This is a genomic window from Pseudomonas sp. GM25, assembly GCF_000282255.1.
In the GTDB taxonomy this organism is placed as follows: Bacteria; Pseudomonadota; Gammaproteobacteria; order Pseudomonadales; family Pseudomonadaceae; genus Aquipseudomonas; species Aquipseudomonas aphyarum.
Genome location: NZ_AKJQ01000010.1, coordinates 72618 through 87099, shown reverse-complemented (window position 1 = coordinate 87099; position 14482 = coordinate 72618). Strand labels below are relative to the sequence as shown.

Sequence of the window (14482 nt, the reverse complement as noted above, 5' to 3'; positions counted from 1 at the left end):
CGCGATATTGCGCAGCCTGCAACCGGCATCAGGACTGCGGGCCGATATTGGCTTCGCTCCAATAGGCTTTCATCGAGCGGATCCTGCCGTCGTCATCGAATTCCATCACGTCGATCACATGCAGCGAACACGGCTGCCCTGCCCACTGCATATCCACGCGAAACGGCATCGCCCCGCACCCGTTCAACGTCGCGCGAACCGGGCCGGTCAGCGTGGCCGACACCTTGCTCGCGCCCAGGCCCTGACGGTAGAAACGCGCGATGTCAGCCAGCCCCTGAATCGGCGGCTGACCGACCGGGTCTTCCACCGTTGCAACCTCGCTATAGAGCGCAAGAATCCCGTCGATATCGCCGGCGTCCACCAGTTCCACATAACGGGCCATGGTGGTTTGAATCTGCTGTGCGCTGATCATTCAGACCACCTCGAACAGGGCCGCAGCGCCCATGCCGCCGCCGATGCACATGCTCACCACGACGTAGCGCAAGCCTCGGCGCTGACCTTCGATCAAGGCGTGGCCGACCATCCGCGCCCCGGACATACCGAACGGATGCCCCAGCGCGATCGCCCCGCCGTTGACGTTCAACCGTTCCTGAGGAATGCCCAGCGTGTCGCGGCAGTACAGCACCTGACAGGCAAACGCTTCGTTCAGCTCCCACAGGCCGATGTGGTCCATGGTCAGGCCCTGACGCTTGAGCAGCTTCGGAATCGCGTAGATCGGGCCGATGCCCATTTCATCGGAGTTGCAGCCGGCGACGGCCATCCCGCGATAGATCCCCAAAGGTTCCAGCCCGCGTTTCTCGGCCATTTTGGCACTCATCAACACCGAGGCCGACGCGCCGTCGGACAACTGCGAGGCGTTGCCGGCGGTAATGAAACGGCCCTTTTCGGTCCATTCGCCGCCGGCCCAGACCGGCTCCAGTGCGGCGAGATTTTCGCGGGTGGTGTCGATGCGGTTGCACTCGTCGCGTTGCAGGCTGAGGGTTTCAAAGCGGGTTTCGCCGGTGGCCTTGTCGAAGATCGCCTTGCGGCTGGTCATCGGCGCCAGTTCCCGGTCGAACAGACCGGCACTCTGGGCCAATGCGGTACGCACCTGGCTCTGGTAGCTGTATTCGTCCTGCTCCTCGCGGCTGATGCCGTAGCGGGCGGCGACGATCTCGGCGGTTTCGATCATCGGAATGTAAGCGTGCGGATCGCGCTCGAGCACTGCGCCGGACTGGTTGCGATAGAGGTTCTTGTGCTTGTTCTGCACCAGCGAAATCGATTCCAGGCCCCCGGCCACCGCGATGTCGATTTCGTCGCACATGATGCTTTTGGCGGCCATGGCGATGCTCATCAGCCCGGACGAGCATTGGCGTTCGACCGCAATGCCCGAAACGGAAAACGGCAAACCGGCGGCAATCGCGCACTGGCGGCCAAGGTTGTAGGACTGCGTGCCCTGTTGCGCTGCCGCGCCGATGATCACGTCGTCCACTTCGCCGGGCTCGATGCCGGCCCGGCGCACGGCTTCGCGCACCACATGGCCACCGAGCAGCGGCGCTTCGGTGTCGTTGAACGCGCCGCGAAAGGCTTTGCCGATCGGGGTACGGGCGGTCGAAACAATGACGGCTTCTTTCATGCGGGACTCCTCGAAGGTGCTGCTGAATCTTGCGGGTAGTAGCGGCTGATGGTGTCGACCACGCAGCCCGGGCGTTCTTCGCCGTCGATCTCGACGCTGACGCGGATGGTCGCCTGGACGCCGCCCTTGACCTCGTCGACGGCCATCAACTGCGCACGACCGCGCACACGGGAACCCACCGGCACTACCGTGGGAAAGCGCACGCGCTCGCAGCCATAGTTGACGCCCATGGCGATACCGCGAACCTCGACGATCTGCGGCAGAAACAGATTGACCAGTGAAAGGCTCAGGTAGCCGTGGGCGATGCAGCCGCCAAACGGGCCGCTGGCGGCCTTGAGCGGATCGACGTGAATCCACTGATGATCGCCGGTGGCGTCCGCGAACTGATTGATCCGGTCTTGCGCCAGCAACAGCCAGTCGCTGACGCCCAGCTCTTCTCCCACCGCGTCGCGCAGGGCGAAAGGCGTGTCGAAAATACGCGGCATGTCACGCCCTCTGGCTGGAGACCGACAGCACTTCGCCGGTCATGTAGGAGCTGTAGTCGCTGGCCAGGAACATCATCACGTTGGCCACTTCCCAGACTTCGGCGGCGCGGCCGAAGGCTTCGTTGGCCGCCAGTTGATCGAGCACGGCTTGCGGCGCGGATTTGCGCAGGAAATCGTGCAACGCGATGCTCGGGCTCACCGCGTTGATGCGGATCCCGTAGTCGGCGGCCTCGACCGCTGCGCAACGGGTCAACGCCATGACCCCGGCCTTGGCGGCGGCGTAGTGCGCCTGCTCTTTCTGCGCCCGCCAGCCGAGCACCGAAGCGTTATTAACGATGACCCCGGCACGGCGCTCCATCATCTTCGGCAGCATGGCGCGGGTCATGCGCATGGTGCCGGTCAGCGTCACATCGAGGACCCGGTTCCATTGCTCATCGGTCATTTCCACCAGCAACGCCGAACCACCGAGACCGGCGTTATTGATCAGCACATCGACGCCCTGTAAGTCGCGCTCGGCGCAGGCAATCAGCTGCTGCACCTGGGCTTCGTCGGCGACGTTGCAGACCTGCCCGAAAACCTGTTGCAGCCCGGTGGCTTCGCGAATCTTCAGCACCGCTTCGGCCAGCCGGCCTTCATGGATATCGCTGATCATCAAGGCGCGACAGCCTTCCTCGGCAGCCCGCAGCGCGGCGGAAAAACCGATACCGGCCCCGGCTGCGGCGGTGATCAGCACCGACTTGCCGCGCAATAGGCCGTGACCGGCAACGTAGTGAGGAACAGACATGGAAAACTCCTTGATCACACAGGATGGCGTGGCTCTTTGGGCATGCCCAAGGCACGCTCGGCGATGATGTTGCGCTGGATCTCGTTGCTGCCGCCGTAGAGGGTGTCGGCGCGGCTGAACAGGTAAAGCGATTGCAGACGCGTGAGCTGGTAAGGCCCGGCTTCGAGCAGTTCGGCGTCGGCGCCAAGGACGTCCATCGCCAGCTTGCCGAGGCTGGCGTGCCACGTGGACCAGAACAGCTTGTAGATGGTCGCTTCCTTGCGCAGCGAACCGTCCTGCGCCCCCGACAGCATGCGCAGCGAGTTGTAGCGCATGATCCGCAGGCCGCTCCAGGCCTGGGCCAGGCGCTGACGCAGGACCGGATCGCGCGCGGCGCCATTGGCCCGGGCGATGCCGATGATCTCGTTCAGCTCATTGTGAAACTGCATCTGCTGGCCGAGCGTCGACACCCCGCGCTCGAAACCGAGCAGCGCCATGGCGATCTTCCAGCCTTCGCCCGGCAGGCCGACGATATTTGCGGCCTCGGTGCGGGCGTCGTCGAAGAACACTTCATTGAATTCCGAAGTGCCGGTCAGTTGCTCGATCGGCCGCACGGTGATTTCGGCCTGCGCCATCGGCACCAGCAGGAACGACAGGCCGCGATGGCCGACACTGCCGGGCTCGGTGCGGGCCAGCACAAAACACCAGTCCGACTCATGGGCCAGCGAAGTCCAGACCTTCTGGCCGTTGATGATCCAGCTGCCGCTGTCTTCATCCAGCGTGGCCCGGGTCTTGACGTTGGCCAGGTCCGACCCTGCGCCCGGTTCCGAATAACCCTGACACCAGAACGCCGTGCCGTTGACGATACCCGGCAAGAATCGCCGCTGCTGTTCGGCGCTGCCGAAAGCGGCGATGGTCGGGCCAGCCAGACCTTCGCCGATATGCCCCATGCGTCCGGGGCCGCCGGCGCGGGCGTACTCTTCGTGGAAAATCACTTGCTGAGTGATCGACAGACCACGGCCGCCATGCTCCGGGGCCCAGCCCACGCAGGTCCAACCGCCTTCGGCGAGTTTGCGCTCCCAGGCTTTGCGCTCCTCGGGGAACATGTGCTCGTCGCCCGGGCCGCCGCGAAAACGCAGGGCTTCGAATTCGCCGCTGAGGTTGACGCGCAACCAGTCGGCCACTTCCTGACGGAAGCGTTCATCGTGTTCGCTGAAACTGATTTTCATGGCTGCTCCCCCAGAATCGCCTCGGCGATGCGCTCCAGATGCCAGACCGGCAGCCCGAGAAAACTCTCGCTGGCGCGGGCGCGTTTGAAATACAGGTGCACGTCGTACTCCCAGGTGAACCCGACCCCGCCGTGCAATTGAATGGCTTCCGAGGCGCAGTGAAAGAAGGTTTCCGAGCAATGCGCCTTGGCCAGCGCCGCCGCCGTCGGTAGCTCGCTGGCTACTTGCGAATCACCTTCGGGATCGAGTACTTCCTGAGCGACGCAGGCCGCGTAATAACTGGCCGAACGCGCGCATTCCACTTGCAGCATCATGTCGGCGGCGCGGTGTTTGAGCGCCTGGAAACTGGCGATCGGCCGGCCGAACTGTTGGCGTTCCTGCATGTAGGCCACGCTCAGATCCAGCACCTGTTGTGCGCCTCCGGTCTGTTCGCAGGCCAGGGCGATGCAGGCCAGTTGCAGTACGCGCTCAAGGTGCGACCAACCCTTGCCGAATTCGCCGAGCAGGCATTGCGCGTCAACGTAAAGACCGTTGAGCCGGATTCGAGCCTGACGACGGGTCTGGTCCATCGTCGGCAACATCTGCCGCTCGATGCCGGGCTGATCGGCTTCTACGGCGAACAGGCTGATGCCGGCCCCGCCCACCGATCCGGGCAGCCGCGCAGCGATGATCAGCAGGTCAGCGCCATGCCCGTCGAGTACATGATTGAGGGTGCCGTCGAGCACAAAACCGTCGCCCGCCTTCACCACCGTGGCTTGCACGTCTTCGGCGGCACGGCCGTTTGCACTGCTGAACGCCAACGCTGCGGTCACACTGCCGTCGGCAATCAACGGCAGCCAGCGTTGTTTCTGCTGATCGTCAGCGGCCAGCAACAGCGCCGGCGTGGCCATGCAGGCTGTGGCGAAAAAGGGAGAACACAGCAAGCGCCGGCCCATCTGTTCCAGCAGGATGCCCAGTTCGACAAACCCGAGTCCCAGACCGCCATAGGCTTCGGGAATATGGATCGCCGGCCAGTACATTTCGCGACACAGACGCTGCCACAGCGCCTCGTCGAAACCCCGCTCACTGACCATCGCCGCACGCACGGCGGCAGAATCCGAGACATCGGCCAGAAAACCTTCGGCCGATTCGCGGATCATTTCCTGTTCGTCGCTGAATGCAAACTCCATCGCGGCGCCTTCTACTCGTCTGGCGGAGCACCCGTGAAGTGGTGCCCCTTCGAGTCGCCAGTCTGGTCCGGGCGGTGCGCGGCAGAATCGTCAGGCTTGCCTAGTCCGAATGGAGGTTGTCGGAGGGGACGCGGGATTTCGCCTCGATAGAAAAAGATCGCCGTTTCGTTGTCAGGTGGTTTTTTTCCGCCTAACCTTGCTTAAAACCTATACAAACAAACTATCTACGTACAATTTTTGTCGCTACCGATCCTGCTTCATACGCAGTTCTTACTCGATAAAGCTAAATGCAGCGGCCATAAGCCTGTACGCGACGTATTCGGCGTACAAGAAAATGCTTCGAACGTTCTCCCTCAACACCTGCAATCAGGGAGCAAGGCAATGACTCGATTACTGCTGTTACTGGCACTGATGCTCAACCTCGCAAGCTGCAGCAACGTGGATGTCACGCGTTATGCCGATCAACAACCGGCACTGAGTCTGGAGCGTTTTTTCAGCCAGCCCGTCAAAGCCTGGGGGATATTCCAGAAGCCCGGCGGCGAAGTGACCAAGCGTTTCGAAGTCACCATCGTCAGCCGTCGCGAAGGCAACAACCTGATTCTCGACGAGCGCTTCCTGTACAGCGACGGCACCCGCCAGCACCGCGTCTGGACATTGACGCCCGAGGGCCAGGGACGCTGGAGCGGTCGCGCCGGCGATGTGATCGGCGCTGCCCAGGGCCAGATTGCCGGGAATGCCGTGCACTGGGTTTATCGCCTGAACCTGGCGGTCGACGATTCGACCTATGAAGTGAGCATGGACGACTGGATGTACCTGATGGACGAGGACACGTTGATCAACCGCACCAGCATGTCCAAGTTCGGGGTGGAAGTCGGTCAGGTGACTTTGTTCTTTCGCCGCCAGGGCACCGAAGCAAGCCAATGAACCGCACAACGCAGAGCTTGATTGAATGAACGTTACCCGCCGCTTGTGCCTGGTACTGGGCGACCAGTTGTCGTTCGACCTGGCTTCCTTGCAGGCACTCGATGCCGAACGCGACACGGTGTTGCTGGTTGAGGTCATGGAAGAAGCCAGCCACGTGCCCCACCATCCGCAGAAGATTGCCCTGATCTTCAGTGCCATGCGCCATTTCGCCCAGGCGCTGCGAGACCAGGGTGTACGCGTTGAATACGTCAGACTGGATGATCCGGATAACAGCGGTTCGGTGCCGGGTGAATTACATCGCTGGCAAGCGCTGTTGCAGGCCGAGGAAGTGCATGTCACCGAGTGTGGCGACTGGCGGCTGGAGCACTCGATGAAGGAATGCGGCTTGCCGATTCACTGGCACGTCGATACGCGTTTTCTGTGCAGTCGCGAAGAGTTCGCTGCATGGGCCGCAGGCAAGAAACAGCTGCGCATGGAGTTTTTCTACCGGGAGATGCGCCGCAAGAGCCGGTTGTTGCTCAATGGCGACGGCTCGCCGGTGGGTGGTGCGTGGAATTTCGATGCCGACAATCGAAAGGCCCTGCCCAAAAACGTGAAAGCCCCCTACCCGGCACGCTTCAGCAACGACGCAATTACCCGCGAAGTACTGGCACTGGTCAAAGCGCGCTTCAGCCAGCACTACGGCGCGCTCGATGACTTCAACTACCCCGTCACCCATGCCGATGCACAGGCTCTTTGGGCGTACTTTCTCGATTACGGTCTGGCCGGGTTTGGCGATTACCAGGACGCCATGGCCAGTGATGAGCCGTTCCTGTTTCATGCGCGCATCAGTGCGGCGCTCAACACCGGCCTGCTGGATCTGCGGCAGCTGTTCAGCGATGTGGAGTCGGCGTACTGGTCCGGCAGCGTTGCACTCAATGCCGCCGAAGGCTTCATTCGGCAACTGATTGGCTGGCGTGAATACGTGCGGGGCGTGTACTGGTTGAAGATGCCTGATTACGCGCAGGGCAACTCGTTCGGCAACACCCGGGCATTACCTGAGTTCTACTGGACCGGCGACACGCAAATGAACTGCATGCGCCACGCCATCGGGCAAAGCTTGCAGCATGCCTACGCGCATCACATCCAGCGGCTGATGGTCACCGGCAATTTCGCCCTGCTCGCCGGCATCGCGCCGAGCCAGATCTGCGAGTGGTATCTGGCGATCTACATGGACGCCTTTGACTGGGTCGAGCTGCCCAACACGCTGGGCATGGTCATGCACGCCGATGGCGGTTATCTCGGTTCAAAACCCTATTGCGCCAGCGGCCAGTACATCAATCGCATGTCCGATTACTGCCGCGGTTGCGCGTACAAGGTCAGCGAAAGCACGGCGGACAATGCCTGCCCGTTCAATTCACTCTACTGGCATTTCCTGATGCGCCACGGCGAGCTGCTGCGCGGCAATCAGCGCATGGCCATGATGTACAAGAACCTCGACCGCATGCCTCAGGCCAAGCAAGAGGCACTTTGGCAACGCGGCCAGATGCTGCTGGCCCGCCTGGATAACGGGGAGTCGATCTGAAATCAGCGTCCGCGCGGAGCCATCCGTGAAACTTACCGACGACGCCACCGGTCAACGAATGAACAACCATCCAGCCAGACCGCTTCGAGATGACCACTGCCCCAGTCCGGCCTGTCCGCCCCATGAATCCGGCCCCTGAAAAACCTGACAAAGCAGGTGAAATGGATACCCTCAAACACCTTGATCGCGAAGCACTTGAGTCCGAGGTAAAGCGATTACGCGCCGCGCTGCTGAGCAATGAAGTCGACACTGAGCAAAATGTGGCGGCCCAACTGCAGGCCAGCAGAGCTGCGCTCGCCCGCAGCGAGGAACGCTTCAGCACGATTCTGGAAACCATCGAATCGGCGTTTGCCATCGTCAAAGTCAAATTCGACGCCAACGACGAGCCTGTCGACTATTACTTCGTCGAGGCCAACCCGGCGTTCGAGCGCCAGTGCGGGGTCAACCTGCGCGGCAAATGGGTGACCGAATTTGCGCCCAATCTGGAGCGCTTCTGGTTCGAAACCTACGGCCACGTGGCCAAGACCGGGGAACCGGCGAACTTCGAGAATTACGCCAATACCTTTGAACGCTGGTTCGATGTGCGCGCCGTGCGGGTCGGCGATCCGGCCGACCGGCAGATCGCGATCCTGTTCAACGACGTCACCGAACGGCGCGACGCCGAGGAGCGCTTGCGCGCCAGTGAGGCGATCGCACGGGAGAACGTCGAGCGTGTGCAACTGGCCCTCGCCGCCGGCGCCATTATCGGCACCTGGCACTGGGACCTGCTGACTGATCGATTTGCCATCGACGAAGGCTTCGCCCAGGTGTTCAACCTCGACCCGAGTCTGGGGCGCGAAGGCCTTAGCCTCGAACAGGTGATCACCAGCGTGCACCCCGACGACCGGGACGGGCTGACCACGGCGATCGACGAAGCCATTGGCCGCGGTGGCGCCTATTCCCATCAGTACCGTGTGCGCCGCGCGGACGGCAGATACCAGTGGATCGAAGCCAACGGCCGCGTTGAGTGTGCCGAGGACAACAAACCATTGCGCTTCCCCGGCGTACTGATCGACGTCGAGGAACGTCGCACCGTCGAGGCGGAGCGCGACGGGGCTATCGCCGCCTTGCGTGCGCTCAACGACACACTGGAACAACGGGTGTCAGCGCGCACCGCCGAGTTGATGCAAGCGGAGGAAAAACTGCGTCAGTCGCAGAAGATGGAAGCGGTCGGCCAACTGACCGGAGGCCTGGCTCATGACTTCAACAATTTGCTGGCCGGCGTTTCCGGCGCGCTGGAATTGATGGGGACGCGGATCAGTCAGGGCCGGTTGAGCGAAGTCGACAAATACATGGTGACCGCACAGGGCGCGGTCAAGCGTGCCGCCGCCCTCACCCACCGCCTGCTGGCGTTCTCCAGACGCCAGACCCTCGATCCGCGGCCCACCGACGTCAACATGCTGATGACCGGCATGACCGAACTGATCCAGCGTACCGTGGGCCCGAGCATTCTTCTGGAAACCATTGGCTCGCCGCAGCTCTGGCCTACACTGGTGGATGCCAGTCAGCTGGAAAACGCACTGCTCAACCTGTGCATCAACGCCCGCGATGCGATGCCTGATGGCGGACGCATCACCATCGAGACGGCCAATCGCACCATGGATGCCGAGACCGCCAGCACGCTGGAGATTCCCGGTGGTGAGTATGTGTGTCTGTGCGTCAGCGATACCGGCACCGGCATGTCGGCGGATGTCATCGCCAAGGCTTTCGACCCGTTCTTTACCACCAAGCCGCTGGGCCAGGGCACGGGGCTCGGGCTGTCGATGATCTACGGATTCGCCAAGCAGTCCGGCGGCCAGGTGCGCGTGCACTCGCAGGTCGACCGGGGCACCACGATGTGTATCTACCTGCCGCGCCACTGTGGCGAACCCGTGCAAAGTCTCGACGACAAGCGCATCGCACCGGCCGTAGTCCCCAAGGCCAACGAGACCATTCTTGTGGTGGACGATGAACCGACCGTGCGCGCCTTGTTGACTGAAGTGCTCGGCGATCTCGGCTACAACCTGCTCGAAGCAAGCGACAGCGTCGCCGGGCTGAAGGCGTTGCAATCGAACGTGCATATCGACTTGCTGATCACCGACGTTGGCCTGCCGGGTGGCATGAACGGCCGGCAACTGGCCGACGCCGGCCGGGAGATCCGCCCGAATCTGACGACACTTTTCATTACCGGATACGCAGAAAACGCAGTGATCGGCGCCGGCCAATTGGGGCCCGGCATGCAAGTACTGACCAAGCCCTTCGCAGTCGACACGCTGGTGGCGCGGGTGATTGACCTGATGTCATCGAGAGCCAAATAGCAACCCAAGCAGACTGGCTGCGGCCAAGGAGTGATAAATGGTGACTTTCCTGATTTTCCTGATCGCCTGCGGTGCAGCCGCAACCACCGGCATGGTTTTCAAGCCCGGCCAATGGTACGCGCAGCTCAACAAACCGAAGTTCACCCCGCCCAACTGGGTGTTTCCGGTGGCGTGGACGACGATCTATCTGCTGCTGGCCTGGGTTGGCTACCGTTTGACCATGATTCCCGGCAGTGAAATGGTCTTGGCGTTGTGGGCGGCGCAGATTGCCCTGAACACACTGTGGACACCGGTGTTTTTCGGTGCGCAGCGGATCGTTGCGGCGATGGTCATTCTCGTGGTGCTGTGGCTGGTCGTCGCGGCGATGGTAGTCCTGGCCTTGCGCCTGGATGTGATCACCGGGTTGATCCTGTTTCCCTACCTGGCCTGGCTGTGTGTCGCTGCGGCGTTGAATTTCTCGATCATGCGCAATAACCGGGCAGGATTCGGCTCATGACCGGACGCCATCGGACCGAGAGCACGAGCCGGTGCTCAAATCCGATAATACTGGCGATACCAACTCACAAACTGCGCCACGCCCTCTTCAACTTCCACATGGGGAGAAAACCCGATCCATTGCGCCAGTGCTGAAACATCAGCCCAGGTCTTGATGACGTCGCCTGCCTGCATCGGCAACATGTTGCGCCGGGCCTTGATGCCCAATGCCTGCTCGAGGCAGTCGACGAAATCCAGTAACGCTACCGGTTTGCCGCGCCCCAGGTTGAAAATCCGGTTGACGCCCTCGCCTGCGTTGGTCGGCACCGGCGGCTTTGGGCACAGTCGGGCGATGCTTTCGACAATGTCGTCGACGTAAGTAAAGTCCCGCGCCATCTGGCCCTGGTTGTAAATATCGATCGGCCGCCCTTGGAGAATGGCCTCGGTAAATTTGAACAGTGCCATATCCGGTCTGCCCCAAGGCCCGTAAACCGTGAAAAAACGCAGGCCGCTGGCCTTCAAACCGTAAAGATGGCAGTAGCTGTCGGCAAGCAGTTCATTGGCACGCTTGGTGGCGGCATACAGGGACACAGGATGCTCGACCGCATCGTCGACGCTGTATGGCAATTTGCTGTTGGCTCCGTATACCGAACTGCTGGAGGCGTAGATCAGATGCGCGGGCGGATGGTGTCGGCAGGCTTCCAGCACATTGAGAAACCCCACCAGGTTCGATTGCGCATAGGCATCCGGGTTGTCGAGCGAATAGCGAACACCTGCCTGAGCAGCCAGATGCACAACCTCGGTGAAATCATGCGTTTTGAACAACGCCATCAAGGCAGGTTTGTCGACAATATCCAGTGTTTCAAAGTTGAAACCCCGCAGACCGCTCAACTGTTCAAGCCGTGCCTGTTTGAGATCCACACTGTAGTAATCGTTGAGGTTGTCGATACCGACAACTTCCTGACCGAGCAGGCCCAGGCGTTTTACCGTGTGATACCCGATGAAGCCCGCAGCACCTGTAACAAGAACGGTCATAATCCCTGCTCCACTTAAGCCGACAGGCGATTAGTTATAGCCTCCGTCGACTTATTGAGTCCAGCCTTTATAACAGCACCCAATATTGGGGATAGTTTCTGATCTAAACGACAGCCATGACCGTAGTCAGCAGAAAAAGTTTCTGTCATTCAGACAAAAGGAAAAGCCCTTGAAAAACAATAATTTGAATACTGGCAAACTCATTACTGGATGGATGGCGTGTTTTTTGACTGGTAACGTTTGACAGACCGCAAAGTCTGGCCGATAACTACCAAGGTTGATTTTTTACAGGGCGCGAGCAATCACTTACTCGCGCCCTGTCGCTTCAGGGTCAACTACTTAGTTACCTAACTTTAAGGCTGCGATGAACAGACCGTGCGGTAGCTTTGTCTTCCAAAAAGTTATCCTGACAACTCATCGAAAGGCGCCACATAACGGGGCACAACTTCGTCAGTCGATGCACATCAATGAAACACTTTGTGATTCATGATTGAAACACTTCACTTCCCAACAATAATAAATGCACTTTCACTGCCTGCCATTACTTAGCCCTCATTAGAGCTTCTGCCTGCCATAAACTTTCGATCATCAAAGAGTTTACAAGCATGCCAGTCATCAGCTCGGACCAACCTAATTGGTACCTTTTACAATGCAAGCCACGTCAGGATGAGCGTGCCCACCTCAACCTGCTTCAACAGAACTACGTGGTCTTTCACCCCCAACTCGTCAGTGAGCGCGTCATTCGCGGGAAACGACAGCGAGTCCAGGAATCCCTCTTCCCAGGGTACTTGTTCATCCAACTCAGTCGTGACGATAACTGGGCACCCTTGCGCTCCACTCGAGGGGTCAGTCGCTTTGTCGAATTCAACCATGGTCCCGCGACAGTGGCGGAGCACGTCATCGAGCATCTGCGTGCACGTTGCCTTGAATCAACGTTGTCGGAGCCGGATGAAGCGCTGAAACCCGGAGAAAACCTGCAGATCGTCAGCGGTCCGCTCGCGCCACTGGAAGGCGTGTTCCTGGGGTTGCACGGTACCGACCGCGTCATGATCCTCCTGCAGTTTCTTAACCGTGAGCAGCCTGTCTGCTTACCACTCAGCGTGATTGAACGTCAACAAGCCGGTTTTCACACCTATAACTAACGACTTTGCCTTACATGCCTTTGCTCAGGAGCTCTAACATGGCTTTAAAGTCACGATGCCCTGTCGCACTGATGATGGCCTGCCTCTATCCGGAAATGGCCTGGAGCATCAATCCGCAAGCCATTGATGTTTACGGATTCGACTTCACACCATCCTTCCTGTTTTCAGAAAGTTATGACGACAACTTTCGCGAGTTGGAAAACAGCAAGCAGTCCTCCATGGTCACCAAGTTGGCGCCCTCTTTCGAGCTCAAGGCCGAGGATCGCAACAGCGCCACCCGGCTGATCTGGCAACCTACTCGCTACATTTATCACGACGAGTCGGATGCCTCGAACACCGCACAACGCGTGCGTGCCGACAGCATCATGGAGTTCACTGACCGGCATCGTTTGAAGCTCGACGCCGAATACCGGAAATGGGAGCGAACGGAATCGACGGCGGTCGAAGGCATCAACGACAAACTCAACAACAAACGTGTGGGTGGTCTCTACACCTTCGGTGCGAAAAGCGCTGACAATCAGATCGATCTCGGGGCCAGTTACGCCCAACTTCGCTACGACAATGCCGACGGCATCAACGACGACAAGGAGCGCAATACCACGGCCCTCACCAGCACCTGGTATCACCGCATCGGCAGCAATACCCGGGGTCTGGTGGAATATAACCACACCGACTTTGATTACCAGCAGGCCAACAGCCCGCGCAGCAGTAAATCCGACGCCGTCATGGCCGGTGCCGTATGGGATTTCACGGCACGCACGACGGGCAAGGTTCGCATCGGTTACGAGAAGAAGAACTTCGACAACAGCGAATCCAAAGACCTCGATAACCCGACCTGGCAAGTGGACTTGCAATGGAAACCGCGAACGTATTCGACATTCACCTTCGTCGCTCGCCAGGCCCTTGCCGAGGGTGACGACGGCGCTGATGCCGTGAAGTCGACGTTCACCCAAGTGGGCTGGCGTCACGGCTGGACCGAACGGATCACCACGGTGGCACAGGCCGGTTACGGCCGCTATGTCTACGAAGGCCAAAGCCGTACCGACAATCTTCAGGACTACAACCTGGCCGTGGTGTACGCGATGCGCCGTTGGCTGGATATCGAACTGGGTTATCGATATCGCGACAACGATTCCGATGCCGACAATGAAAGCTTCACCCGCAACGTGTTCCAGATCAGCTTCAACGTCAGCCTTTAAGAGGGTTTCGACATGAACGCTCGCATGGTTTTTCTTTTGTTCGCGTTGTTTCTCATACCTCATACCTACGCGGCAGATCCCGACACGCAATACAAACTGGCTGCCGGCGACGTGTTACGAATCATCGTTTTCGGTGAGCCGGAATTAAGCATGAAGAAGATCCGGCTCAGTGACGCCGGCACCTTTTCCTATCCGTTCCTGGGCGAGATTTCCGCCAAGGGACTGACTCCCGGCCAGGTCGAAAAAATCATCGTCGACGGGCTCAAGCAGGGTTATCTGATCGACCCGAAAGTCAGTCTCAGCCAGATCGAATACCGCTCGTTCTACATCAATGGCGAAGTGAAAAAGCCCGGCAGCTACCCGTTCGTGCCCGGACTGACACTGGAGAAAGCCATCGCGCTGGGCGGCGGCCTGACCGAGCGCGCCTCGATGAAGCGAGTGACCATCTTGCGCGGCGATGGTGGCGCGACCGTGACCGATAACGTCACGCGAAGCACCACGATTGCCCCCGGCGACACCATTTCCATTGCACAAGGCTTTTTCTGAT

General features: G+C 60.0%; 14 protein-coding genes. 7 read left to right on the top strand and 7 right to left on the bottom strand.

The genetic code is table 11. The annotated features are described in order from the left end of the window. Positions 1–28: 28 nt before the first annotated feature. Genes PMI24_RS03895 through PMI24_RS03870 form a run of 6 tightly spaced genes read right to left on the bottom strand, consistent with a single transcriptional unit; the run spans position 29 to position 5261 of the window. Positions 29–412 (bottom strand): steroid Delta-isomerase, encoded by a 384-nt coding sequence (locus tag PMI24_RS03895; RefSeq protein WP_007951340.1) that lies wholly within the window; start codon positions 410–412, stop codon positions 29–31. Next, complete coding sequence (locus PMI24_RS03890) at positions 413–1615, bottom strand: acetyl-CoA C-acyltransferase (RefSeq protein ID WP_007951339.1); 1203 nt, start codon at positions 1613–1615, stop codon at positions 413–415. Further along, positions 1612–2100, bottom strand: coding sequence for a MaoC family dehydratase (locus PMI24_RS03885; protein WP_007951338.1), 489 nt, complete (start codon positions 2098–2100; stop codon positions 1612–1614). Before PMI24_RS03885 ends, PMI24_RS03890 begins: the two co-directional genes overlap by 4 nt. A gap of 1 nt (position 2101) precedes the next feature. Then, positions 2102–2884, bottom strand: coding sequence for an SDR family oxidoreductase (locus PMI24_RS03880; RefSeq protein ID WP_007951337.1), 783 nt, complete (start codon positions 2882–2884; stop codon positions 2102–2104). Positions 2885–2898: 14 nt separating this feature from the next. Further along, positions 2899–4092 carry an acyl-CoA dehydrogenase family protein gene (locus PMI24_RS03875; RefSeq protein WP_007951335.1) on the bottom strand — a complete coding sequence of 398 codons (1194 nt, stop codon included), beginning with the start codon at positions 4090–4092 and terminating at the stop codon, positions 2899–2901. After that, a complete protein-coding gene (locus PMI24_RS03870) occupies positions 4089–5261 on the bottom strand; it encodes an acyl-CoA dehydrogenase family protein (protein WP_007951333.1) in 1173 nt (390 codons plus the stop codon). Before PMI24_RS03870 ends, PMI24_RS03875 begins: the two co-directional genes overlap by 4 nt. A 381-nt stretch (positions 5262–5642) precedes the next feature. Between PMI24_RS03870 and PMI24_RS03865 the strand changes: the two genes are divergently transcribed. The 4 genes from PMI24_RS03865 (at position 5643) to tspO (ending at position 10581) form a co-directional block, all read left to right on the top strand. Next, positions 5643–6185 carry a DUF3833 domain-containing protein gene (locus PMI24_RS03865; RefSeq protein WP_007951332.1) on the top strand — a complete coding sequence of 181 codons (543 nt, stop codon included), beginning with the start codon at positions 5643–5645 and terminating at the stop codon, positions 6183–6185. Positions 6186–6210: 25 nt separating this feature from the next. Continuing rightward, positions 6211–7749 carry a cryptochrome/photolyase family protein gene (locus PMI24_RS03860; protein WP_007951331.1) on the top strand — a complete coding sequence of 513 codons (1539 nt, stop codon included), beginning with the start codon at positions 6211–6213 and terminating at the stop codon, positions 7747–7749. A gap of 161 nt (positions 7750–7910) precedes the next feature. Then, on the top strand, positions 7911–10085 hold the full coding sequence (locus PMI24_RS03855; RefSeq protein ID WP_007951330.1) for a hybrid sensor histidine kinase/response regulator: 2175 nt from the start codon (positions 7911–7913) through the stop codon (positions 10083–10085). A 37-nt stretch (positions 10086–10122) separates the two neighbouring features. Next, complete coding sequence (gene tspO / locus PMI24_RS03850) at positions 10123–10581, top strand: tryptophan-rich sensory protein TspO (RefSeq protein ID WP_007951329.1); 459 nt, start codon at positions 10123–10125, stop codon at positions 10579–10581. A gap of 35 nt (positions 10582–10616) precedes the next feature. Here the strand turns inward: tspO and PMI24_RS03845 are convergent, their stop codons facing one another. Next, a complete protein-coding gene (locus PMI24_RS03845) occupies positions 10617–11594 on the bottom strand; it encodes an NAD-dependent epimerase/dehydratase family protein (protein WP_007951328.1) in 978 nt (325 codons plus the stop codon). Positions 11595–12199: 605 nt separating this feature from the next. Here PMI24_RS03845 and rfaH point away from each other — a divergent pair. The 3 genes from rfaH to PMI24_RS03830 are packed head-to-tail and all read left to right on the top strand — an operon-like array spanning position 12200 to position 14481. After that, positions 12200–12736 (top strand): transcription/translation regulatory transformer protein RfaH, encoded by a 537-nt coding sequence (gene rfaH / locus PMI24_RS03840; protein WP_007951327.1) that lies wholly within the window; start codon positions 12200–12202, stop codon positions 12734–12736. A gap of 38 nt (positions 12737–12774) precedes the next feature. Further along, positions 12775–13935, top strand: coding sequence for an outer membrane beta-barrel protein (locus PMI24_RS03835; RefSeq protein WP_007951325.1), 1161 nt, complete (start codon positions 12775–12777; stop codon positions 13933–13935). 12 nt (positions 13936–13947) lie between these two features. Then, a complete protein-coding gene (locus PMI24_RS03830) occupies positions 13948–14481 on the top strand; it encodes a polysaccharide biosynthesis/export family protein (RefSeq protein ID WP_007951324.1) in 534 nt (177 codons plus the stop codon). Position 14482 lies beyond the last annotated feature (1 nt).

What these genes read in the sequence shown, in the direction of transcription:
- PMI24_RS03895 (WP_007951340.1), bottom strand. Translation starts at nt 412, where the DNA reads ATGATCAGCGCACAGCAGATTCAAACCACCATGGCCCGTTATGTGGAA.
- PMI24_RS03890 (WP_007951339.1), bottom strand. Translation starts at nt 1,615, where the DNA reads ATGAAAGAAGCCGTCATTGTTTCGACCGCCCGTACCCCGATCGGCAAA.
- PMI24_RS03885 (WP_007951338.1), bottom strand. Translation starts at nt 2,100, where the DNA reads ATGCCGCGTATTTTCGACACGCCTTTCGCCCTGCGCGACGCGGTGGGA.
- PMI24_RS03880 (WP_007951337.1), bottom strand. Translation starts at nt 2,884, where the DNA reads ATGTCTGTTCCTCACTACGTTGCCGGTCACGGCCTATTGCGCGGCAAG.
- PMI24_RS03875 (WP_007951335.1), bottom strand. Translation starts at nt 4,092, where the DNA reads ATGAAAATCAGTTTCAGCGAACACGATGAACGCTTCCGTCAGGAAGTG.
- PMI24_RS03870 (WP_007951333.1), bottom strand. Translation starts at nt 5,261, where the DNA reads ATGGAGTTTGCATTCAGCGACGAACAGGAAATGATCCGCGAATCGGCC.
- PMI24_RS03865 (WP_007951332.1), top strand. Translation starts at nt 5,643, where the DNA reads ATGACTCGATTACTGCTGTTACTGGCACTGATGCTCAACCTCGCAAGC.
- PMI24_RS03860 (WP_007951331.1), top strand. Translation starts at nt 6,211, where the DNA reads ATGAACGTTACCCGCCGCTTGTGCCTGGTACTGGGCGACCAGTTGTCG.
- PMI24_RS03855 (WP_007951330.1), top strand. Translation starts at nt 7,911, where the DNA reads ATGGATACCCTCAAACACCTTGATCGCGAAGCACTTGAGTCCGAGGTA.
- tspO (WP_007951329.1), top strand. Translation starts at nt 10,123, where the DNA reads ATGGTGACTTTCCTGATTTTCCTGATCGCCTGCGGTGCAGCCGCAACC.
- PMI24_RS03845 (WP_007951328.1), bottom strand. Translation starts at nt 11,594, where the DNA reads ATGACCGTTCTTGTTACAGGTGCTGCGGGCTTCATCGGGTATCACACG.
- rfaH (WP_007951327.1), top strand. Translation starts at nt 12,200, where the DNA reads ATGCCAGTCATCAGCTCGGACCAACCTAATTGGTACCTTTTACAATGC.
- PMI24_RS03835 (WP_007951325.1), top strand. Translation starts at nt 12,775, where the DNA reads ATGGCTTTAAAGTCACGATGCCCTGTCGCACTGATGATGGCCTGCCTC.
- PMI24_RS03830 (WP_007951324.1), top strand. Translation starts at nt 13,948, where the DNA reads ATGAACGCTCGCATGGTTTTTCTTTTGTTCGCGTTGTTTCTCATACCT.